This window comes from Xanthobacter sp. BG11Y11_SDJG (genome assembly GCF_057364445.1).
In genome coordinates this window covers 1-2,262 of sequence record NZ_JBNFNU010000537.1, presented here as the reverse complement: position 1 = coordinate 2,262, position 2,262 = coordinate 1, and the positions used below count along the sequence as shown (strand labels likewise).

Annotated in this window: 2 protein-coding genes and 1 pseudogene; 1 reads left to right on the top strand and 2 read right to left on the bottom strand. The window is 72.1% G+C overall.

Annotated elements, in window-relative coordinates:
• Together AC2W7M_RS24070 and AC2W7M_RS24065 are read right to left on the bottom strand one after the other, a co-directional pair.
• Positions 1-172 (bottom strand): DUF167 domain-containing protein (locus AC2W7M_RS24070; protein WP_486135510.1); only part of this gene is annotated, 172 nt, incomplete at its 3' end.
• Positions 173-182: 10 nt separating this feature from the next.
• Positions 183-473 (bottom strand): YggT family protein, encoded by a 291-nt coding sequence (locus AC2W7M_RS24065; RefSeq protein WP_486135509.1) that lies wholly within the window; start codon positions 471-473, stop codon positions 183-185.
• Between the two features lie 774 nt (positions 474-1,247).
• Between AC2W7M_RS24065 and AC2W7M_RS24060 the strand changes: the two are divergent.
• A pseudogene (locus tag AC2W7M_RS24060) lies at positions 1,248-2,212 on the top strand (acetyl-CoA carboxylase carboxyltransferase subunit alpha).
• The last annotated feature ends 50 nt before the right edge of the window (positions 2,213-2,262 follow it).

Below are 2,262 nucleotides of genomic sequence, written 5' to 3'. Positions count from 1 at the left end.
TTGATGACCGCCTTGGTGGCCGCGCCGTCTCCGGCGCCGCGCGCACCCGCACCTTCAGCACCTCGCGCCCGTCGGCAAGGGTCGCGACCCCGTCCAGCGCGTCTCGCCCGCCCTTGGGCGTCGCCCGCACCGTCACCTCCACGCCGTCCGCCACCGCGCGCCAGAAGGCCAAGGCCGCCGGCTCAGAACACGTTCGGGTAGATGTAGTAGTCGATCACGCGCTGCAGGAAGAAAATGAGGAGGATCAGCACCATGGGCGACAGATCGATGCCGCCGAAGCTCGGCAGCACGTTGCGGATCGGCGCCAGGACCGGCTCGGTCACGCGGTAGAGGAACTCGCCCACGCTGCGCACGAAGCTGTTGTGGGAGTTCACCACGTTGAAGGCGACCAGCCAGGACAGCACCGCCGCGGCGATCAGCACCCAGACGTAGATCTCCAGAATGATGAGGATGATGTCGAGCAGCGCGCGCATGGCCGAAGGAGCCCTCGGGAAGGATCGGCAGAACCAATAGCCTCCCCGAGGGTCATCGAACAAGGGCGGTGCGGCACAATGCGTACGCGCCGGTCGCTTGGGCCGGGCTGGCACGCCGCCGGACGGCAACCACGGCCCCTGCCCTTACCACCCTCTTCGCTGCCGGCCGTCATGCCCGGCTCGTCTGGGGGCACTTACCGCGCGGCGCGTGCCGTCGCTTCATGCAGGACGCGGTCCCCGCAGAGTGCATCCCCCGCACGAGCCGGGGATGGCGGCACGAACACTTCCGCGGCGGGAACCGCCCACAGGCGTCGCGCCCGCCCGAGCCCGCTAGCCGCTGGTCGCGGTATCGTCCTGCGGCCGGGACGGATCGGCGAGGGTGCCGGCGCCGGGCGTTTGGACGTGTCCGTCAGGTGCGGGCGCGCATGGGGGCCGGCCGCCGGCATCTCCGGCGCCTCGATGGGCCGCCGCTTGCCGCCGGCCGGGCTCACCCGGCCCGTGGCCTTGGTCGACGGCCGGTTGGCCGCCTGCTTGGCCGCCGGTTTCGCCGCGGCGGCGGGGCGCTTGCTGGTTGCCATATGTCATCTCCTGGGCCGGTCCACCATGGGCCGGCCGCCATGGAGGACAACCACCCGGGCGGCGTCCGCGTTCCGCCAGCCCATGCGCGGGGCGGGCGCCGCTTCAGATCGCCGCTTGACTTGGCGGGCGGGGGCAGGCAGCTTCCCGCCGCCTTGTGGGGGCGCGGGCCTAGCCCGTTCAATCTCGCGGATGACGATGCGCAGCTATCTGGACTTCGAGAAGCCGGTCGCCGAACTCGAGGCCAAGGTGGAGGAGCTGCGCGCCCTCGCCGCCTCCGGAGACGGCGTCGCCATCGGCGACGAGGTACAGCGCCTTGAGGTCCGGGCCGGCGAGGCGCTGGTCGCGCTCTACGCCAACCTCACCCCCTGGCAGAAGACCCTGGTGGCGCGGCATCCCGCGCGGCCGCACTTCGCCGACTTCGCCAAGGCCCTGTTCGAGGATTTCACGCCGCTCGCGGGCGACCGCAAATATGGCGAGGACGAGGCCATCATCGGCGGCTTCGCCCGCTTCCGCGGCGAGGCGGTGTGCGTGCTGGGCCATGAGAAGGGCTCCACCACCGAGACCCGCATCCGCCACAATTTCGGCATGGCGCGCCCCGAGGGCTACCGCAAGGCGGCGCGCATCATGGAGCTGGCCGACCGCTTCGGCACGCCGCTGATCTCGCTGGTGGACACCGCCGGCGCCTATCCCGGCATCGGCGCCGAGGAGCGCGGCCAGGCCGAGGCCATCGCCCGCTCCACCGACGCCTGCCTCTCGCTCCGCGCGCCCAACGTCTCGGTGATCATCGGCGAGGGCGGCTCGGGCGGGGCGATCGCGCTCGCGACCGCCAACAAGGTGCTGATGCTGGAGCACGCCATCTACAGCGTGATCTCGCCCGAGGGCGCCGCCTCCATCCTCTGGCGCGACACCGCCAAGGCGCAGGACGCGGCCACCAACATGAAGATCACCGCGCAGGACCTGCTGAAGTTCGGCATCATCGACGCGATCGTGAAGGAGCCCACGGGCGGCGCCCACCGCGACGGGGAGGCGGCCATCGCCGCCACCGGCGAGGCCATCGCCGACGCCCTGTCCTCCCTCGCCGGCCTCGACGCGACGCGGTGCGCAAGGCGCGGCGCGAGAAGTTCCTCGCCATCGGCCGCCAACCTCTAGAGGCAGCCTGAGGAGCCCCGCAGCCGCGCCGCGGCCGAAGCCGCTTGCCCGCCCGGCGCGC

Coding starts and splice junctions, on each gene's coding strand:
- AC2W7M_RS24065 (WP_486135509.1), bottom strand. CDS start 473: ATGCGCGCGCTGCTCGACATCATCCTCATCATTCTGGAGATCTACGTC.